This window comes from uncultured Streptococcus sp., from assembly GCF_915066115.1.
Taxonomy (GTDB): domain Bacteria; phylum Bacillota; class Bacilli; order Lactobacillales; family Streptococcaceae; genus Streptococcus.
This window is the reverse complement of sequence record NZ_CAJZDT010000097.1, coordinates 1-7,481: the sequence shown is the minus strand read 5'-3', so window position 1 is coordinate 7,481 and position 7,481 is coordinate 1. Positions and strand designations below refer to the sequence as shown.

1 protein-coding gene is annotated in these 7,481 nt (G+C 41.5%); it reads right to left on the bottom strand.

From position 1 onward, the window contains the following. Positions 1-133 precede the first annotated feature (133 nt). The gene (gene bgaA / locus QZ565_RS07015; protein ID WP_295527473.1) at positions 134-7,372 is read right to left on the bottom strand and encodes an LPXTG-anchored adhesin/beta-galactosidase BgaA; all 7,239 of its coding nucleotides are present in this window, start codon (positions 7,370-7,372) and stop codon (positions 134-136) included. Positions 7,373-7,481: the final 109 nt, after the last annotated feature.

Genomic DNA, 7,481 nt, shown 5'->3' with positions numbered 1-7,481 from the left:
TCACTAACCCTGTATTTAATTACCGGGTTTTTCTTTTACTCCTATACTTAAAAAGACCAGAGGAAGCCTCTGGTCTTTTTGTCACAGCCTCTTTTAAGCTATAAGGCATTCTACAGCCTGAAAATACTAAACTCTAATCTTCTTTTTTGCCTTTAGTGGCGACTAATCCGGCCCCCAAACCGAGAAGAGCTAAACCTGCTGCTACTGTTTCTTGGCTTGTCACACTACCTGTATTTGGTAACTGGGCTTTATTAGTTTGACTAGCTTCACTTGGAGCAATTGGTTTTGTTTCTGCTTTTTCTGACACTTGTGGTTTTGTATCTACCGGCTGTACTGGTTTCGTTGTTTCACCAGCTGTACCGACTTCTATGATGCGATCCTGAGCCATAACTTTATCATAGCTATCCTTTTCAGTTCGCTTACCATTTTCAACCTCGATTAAGTGAACACGGACTCCTTGTCTTCCTTCTTGGAGGACTCGAGTTTGACCTACTGGAAGTTTATCGTTCTTTTGTTCCTGAACTTTGAAATCGATTGTTTCTTCTTCAATTACAAGTTCTGGTCTGTTAAGCACAAGATTCTTAACTTCGTCTTCTGGAAGAGAGGTGCCTGGTTTCGTTCCAACTTCTAGGATACGATCTTGAGCAACAACTTTATCATAAGTTTCTTTAAGTTGGCGTTTTCCGTTTTCCACTTCGATCAAGCGAACACGGACTCCTTGTTTTCCTTCTTGAAGAACACGGGTTTCACCTAGATACAACTTATCAGACTTACGTTCCTGAACCTTGAAATCAATGGTTTCTTCTTCGACCACAAGTTCTGGTCTGTTAAGGACAAGATTTTTCACTTCGTCTTCTGGAAGGGCGGTGCCTGGTTTCGTTCCAACCAAGACGATGCGGTCTGTCGGTGCCTCTACCACTTCATGGAGTTTTTCTGCCTTACTTCCATCAGAATTAATTGCTGTAAAGATACGTTCCTTACCAACTTTTCCTTCTTGTTCTACACGAGTCTCACCTAGATAAAGTGTTGAATCTTTTTTCTCAACTGTCTTGTAGGCCAAATCGTTTTCAACAAATTCAAGTTTTGGAAGTTCCTCCTGTACAGCAGCAACTGTCTTCTCAGAAACTGGTTTTTCCTTAGTCAACTGGATACGGTATTCCTTAACTTGTTTTCCACTTTCTGAAACGAGGCGAACAAGTACTGGAAGGCTGTCTTCTCCACTATCTACAACTGTTGAAGCTACTTGATTGGTTTCTTCAACTGAGACTTTTGGACGTTGACCTTTATAGGTAATTTGATAATCTTGACGATTTTCAGCGAAATCAGCAAGTTCTTTTCCATCTACAAGAATCTTCGATTGAGTACTTTCTTGAGGCAATTCGCTTGGTGCAAGGAAGGTCATCTCAATCATCGCAACACCGCTCTTATCTGCTTTACGCTCCATACGCCATCTCATGGCTTTAGCTTTGACAGCTTTAAATGTTACGTTGATTTCATCACCAGCTGCAATGTCTTTATCCACACGATAAGGAACAGCTTCCCAATTTTCTGGATTGTTAAATGGATGGCCTGATTCGTATGCTTGGTAGTTTGAATAGTAGGTCGGCACTTCAAAGTCTGGGCCAATATAACGTTCCAAAACAAGTTTAGATGGTGCATCTGTACCACTATCTGCAAAGAAGTGAAGTTTGGCTTGCGCAACAGTCCGCTCTACAATCTTACCATTTTCACGGAAGATGACGCCTGCTGATACTTCTGGATTGGTAGACGGTCTTGCAGACCAGTTTGTCCAACGACGATTTTCAGAGTGATCTCTATCATTGATATAGTCTACACGGTCATGAGAACTGTCGTCAATATCATTAGTTGCTGAAGCAAAGGCCTGGTTACTGTTTTCATCATAGTTAGGGTTATCTGAAAGAGCCTCACCAAGTTTATCTGTCACTCGTACAGTGAACTCTGCAGTAAGATTGCTACCAAGGACACGACCTCGAACAGTAAATTGACCTGCTTTTGTCAGATTTTCTGCTGGAACTTCTTCCCATTCAACTGTCAGGTCTTTTGTTTCGTAACCGTCTTTACCTGTGAAGTAAACAGGAACCTTAGTTGGCAATTCAAGTGCTTGACTTAGTTGCAACAAGCGAGCTTGTTTAACCGCAGCAACTGGTTTACGAGAAAGCAAGTCTTTATCCTTAGTGAAGTGCAGACGGTATTCTCCTAATATGTCGCCATTTTCAGCTTTCGCGATGACACGAACTGGCTCACCTTCACGAACGCTTGGAACGACGGTAGCGAGACCATTGTTGCTGACACTTGCTGTTACTGCGGGAACTTTTCCATCTACAGACTCAAGGTAGTAGTCTGTCAAATCAGGGTTGAAGTTTGCTAAGTCTTTACCGTCAACTTGGATTCTTGTTTGTCCTTGTTTGGCTGCCGCAACTTGTTTCGCAAAGATTTGTACTTCTGTGATAGACGTTCCACGCTTATTATCTGCTTTAACCATGCGAATGCGAACAGCATAAGTTTCAACTTTATCAAAGCTAAAGTGATTCATTTCTCCAGCCGTAAGTTGAGCAGGAGCTTTTAGATTTGTAACAGGTTTCCAGTTAGCTGGATCGTTAAATACATGGTCTTCATTGGCTACAAAGCTAGGGTTTCTAGGAGCTGTTGGAACAGTCTTACCAACATAATACTCAATCACATAAGATTTCGGTGCACCGACTCCATGGTCTTCGTGGAATCCGACACTTAGATTATCAACGGAGCGTTTGCTCAAGATACCTGAATCTCCGAATAGGACACCGACTGAAGCTTCTGGATTACTACGATTCCAGTTTGTCCAACGATTGGCTGGTCGGTCATTAAAGGAAATCAATTTATCGTTGACATTTGAAACAGGGTCGGTTGGATTTGAATCTGAAGCAAAGGCAAGTGGCAATTCTGAACCGGTCCATTGGTCAGAAATGTTTGCACCTTGCTCAGTTTGAGCAGATACACGAACATGAAGTTTAGTTGTTAATTGAGTGCCTTCTAAGCGACCATTAACTGTAAAGACACCTTCCTTAGCGTATTGCTCTGGACGAATCGCATCCCATGCAACCTTAGCTGATGAAACGTGACCATTTGAATCATATGTACGAACGCTTTCTGGTAATTGTGGTGCTTCTGCGATTGGAGTTGTCACACTAACTTCTTCAACTGAAACGATGCCTTCTACAGATACTTTAGCACGCGCTTCCAGGTCAATTCCTTCAACTTTACCTAACACTTCAAAGCTTTGATAGTGGTCTAGTTTTTCTTTCGGAATAGCTTGCCAAGTGACTTTGTGAGCTTTAGGGAAACCTTTGTCATACTCAACCGTTACTGTTGACGGAAGAGTAGGTTCTTGGTGTAAATCTGTCACTACATTTACAGGACGGATGGATTGCGCAATCTTCTTCTCAGTATTTGCTTGTATAGTGAGATTGATTTGACCTGTAGCACCCTCATATTCAGCTTTCAGAGTAAGTGCTCCTGGTTTATGCAACTCAAGCATTCCTTTTCGGACTGCAACTTCCCCTTCACCACTTGTAGAGAAGGCTACTTTATCAGCTGGTAATACAGCTTGCGTTCCATCTTGATAGTGAGCTCGAACCGACAATTTGACTGTTTGGTCTTCTTTAAGACCATCAGCTTGTTCCACTTGCAAGTTCAAATGGTCAATTTTTGGTGCTTCTTCTAGGAATTGAATTGCATAGGTTTGAAGTGGGCCACCATCTTTAGGCTGAACAAAGATGCTCGCACGCATGCCGTTTGCTGCGCTTGCTTGAAGAACTGTAACATCAGCATTTTCAGCACTTGCTGTGACTTCTGGCAATTGGGCACCATAAGCAAGAGTACGATATTGCATTGGTTGTTGACTAGTAAGGCCTGTTACTGCTTCACCTCCAACAGTAACAGTTGGCACTGCAGGTGCTGCAGCTTTTCCTTCTTCTACTACAAGGGTTGCATGAATAGTTTCTCCAGCTAACTGACCAGTCATTTGAATACGTGATCCAGCTACTGAAAGTTTGGCTTTATCCGCTTCCGCAATCTCCCAACTATCTACTTCGTACTCTTGTACACTTCCATCGGTTACAAGTATTGACACATATTTATCTACAGTGTTCAAATCTGCTCCTGGAGCAACACGTTTAACTGTTGGTAATTCTTTCGCAATTGCTAGAACCTCGACACGAGCCTCTACCTCACGTCCATTTGCTGTACCTTTAGCAGTCACAACTCCTGCTTGACTAACATCGACTTGAGACCAAGTTACTGGAAGTTTTTCACGACTACCATCGCTGTATACAAAACCTACTGTTTTCGGCATTTTTGGATCTTTACCGATTAATGTACGAACTCTTGCTACTTCTGTCCCCAAAACAGTCTTCTCTTGTCCTTCTTTTTTACCAGTAAAGACAGTTACTTGACTAGATTTCAAGAGATCTGAATGGGCTGTCAGTGTGAATTTACCTGCTTGTTCAGTTGATTTGACAATAGCAACACCTTTACCATTAAATGCTTTACGAATCCAAGAACCATCTGCTTGCGCCTTATAGCGTTCACGGCTGGCTTGTTCCCCGTTATCGACACCGACAAGTTGGCCTTGTCCGTGCAATTGGAAGCGAACCAGATTATTAGCAGTTGGTACTACATTCCCTTGGCTGTCAACGATTTCGTAGTAGATGTATGTCAAGTCTTTTCCATCTGCTGCGATTGCATTCTCTTCCTTGATAAGACGAACTGCCGCTGGCTTACCAGCAGTCGTAATCTTATCTCGAGCAATTTCCTTGCCAGATTCATCACGAGCAATTGCTTCCAAGGTACCTGGTTGATAAGCAACTTTCCATTCAAGATAAAGTTCATTAGCATTAGCACCTTCTTGGTAAGTTCGTCCATCGCTAGTTTGTTTTTTGTTGAAAGTCTTAAGACCAAGAGATTTTCCATTCAAGAACAATTCTACACTTGCAGCATTAGAATAAGCACGTACAGGGATTTTATTTTCCGCGTCTGCTACATTGTCTATCAACTCTTTGTTTTCCCAGTTCCAGTGAGGAAGAAGGTGAACCATTGGTTTTTTCTTTGCAGAAACCCATTGACTTTGGTAAAGATAAAAGTCGTTTTTTGGAATACCTGCAGTATCTACAATACCAAAGTAAGAGCTTTTAACTGGCGTGTTGTTTTGGTTGTGCCATGGAGTGGGTTCACCGATATAGTCCGTACCTGTCCAAATGAATTGACCAGCATAGCCAGCATTGTCACGGTCAAATGTCCATGAAGCAGTTGCCGTTTTACCCCAACCAACACGGTCATTTCCATAATCTGACTGTTCATAGTTACGCCATGACTGATTACTTTGTACCCACTCACGCTCTGGGTGGAAGTAACTTCCTCTTGTACGCGTTGCTGAAGATGTTTCTGACCCATAAATCAACCAGTTTGGATGCTTAGCTCTAAGGGCTTTGTAATTATCTTCAGAGTAGTTAAATCCAACAGCATCGAGTTCATCAGCAATTTTTTCATGCCCACCACTACCATTACCGAAACGGAACTTATCTGCTCCCATGGTAACGTAACGAGTCTTATCAACATCCTTGATAACTTTGACTAGACGTTTAACAGTCGCTAGAGAATGGGGATCCCCATTTGCTTCACCGATTTCATTTCCGATTGACCACATAAAAACAGCAGGATTATTTTTGTCTCTCTCTACCATAGTACGTAGATCGTAGTCAGACCATTTTTCACCTTTTTTAGCCTCAGGATGGGTAGCATCTTTTTCAAAGAAACGTCCATAGTCATAAGGTTTCTTTCCGCCATACCAAGTATCAAAGGCCTCTTCTTGAACAAGTAAGCCAAGTTCAGCTGCAATCTGTAAAGTCTGAGGACTTGCTGGGTTGTGAGTCGTACGAATCGAATTCACTCCCATTTCCTTCATCTGTTTCAGTCTACGGTACTCAGCCTTGTAGTTTTCTTCTGCTCCAAGCGCTCCGTGGTCATGGTGCAAGGAAACTCCATGGAATTTAATGCGTTCACCATTCAAAGAGAAGCCCTCATTTGGAGTCCAGTTATAATATCGGTAACCAAACAGATCTTTCTTAGCATCAACTAATTGACCGTCCCGGTAAACACGTGTAACTAATTCGTACAAGGCCGGTTTGTCATTTAAAACTGTCCAGAGTTTTGGTCTTTCAACTTCTAAAATCGCATCAAGACTAGTTACTTCATGTGCTTTCAAGGTACGGCTCTCTGTACGTACTAGACTTGTCACAGCCTGACCACCTCGTTCAACGATTTGATATTCTGCTACAAGTTGATGGTCTTTGTCGTCCGTATTGACAATTTTACTAGTCACATGAGTTTCAACCTTGCCGTGTTGCTGTTGTTCAAGTTTTGGCGTTAAGATGGTTGTCCCATTTTTCTCAACATGCACCTTATCTGTCACTTGTAAAGTCACATCACGGTAAATACCGCTACCTGAATACCAACGGCTACTTGGCTGTTTGTTGACTGCATGAACAGCAATTACATTCTCACGTCCATCTTTGTTCAAATAGTTAGTGATATCATATGAAAATTGATTATAACCATTTGGGTAATGACCTACTAACTGACCATTGACATAAACTTGAGAATCCATGTAGACGCCATCAAAAGTGAGGCGAACATTTTTCTTGAGATCTTTTTCATCAAGTTTAAAGGTCTTGCGATACCAAGCTTCACCACCATTGAGCTGTCCACCTTCGTTTTGGGCAGGTGATTGATGGTCAAAATCGTTAAAGATACTCCAGTCGTGTGGTAAATCCAATTTTTGCCATGACGAAACATCTGCATCTGGTTTCACAGCTTCTTTAGAGTTCGCATTGAGTTTAAAGTGCCAATTTTGATTAAAATTCACTTTTCTGTCTTCAATCATTTGATTGACTTCTTCATTTGTCACAGCTTTAACATCTTCCTTGAGCGGTTTTTCTTGACTTGAAGCTTGTGATTCTATCTTTGGAGCTTTTTCTTCAGGTTTTGAAGACGCTTTTTCCTCTTTTAGAGTTACTGCTTTATCTTCTTTCTTCTCAGATGAAATAGACTCAGTTGCACTAGGTTGTTTTTGTGCTGTACTTTCAACTACATTTTTAGTTTCCAAAGCTTGATCAAGCTTTTCTTCTACTATAGGATTTTCGTCTTTAGGTTTCTCAGCAGTACGAGTAATAGGTGTTTCATCCGCATTAACTACAGATTCTCCAGCTATATTTCCTGCGAATAGAACTGCACAAGTTCCAATCATTACTGAGCAAGCTCCTACAGCAAACTTACGAATGCTATAGACTCTTTTCCGATTCCAATGGCTTTTTTCCATAAAATCCTCCTTTTAGTAATCGCTTTCATTTTTATGTAAGCGATTACTTTTGATAGTCTTTTACCCTTATTTTATTAAATAATATAGGACTTTTCAATACTCTAGCATG

What these genes read in the sequence shown, in the direction of transcription:
- bgaA (WP_295527473.1), bottom strand. Translation starts at nt 7,372, where the DNA reads ATGGAAAAAAGCCATTGGAATCGGAAAAGAGTCTATAGCATTCGTAAG.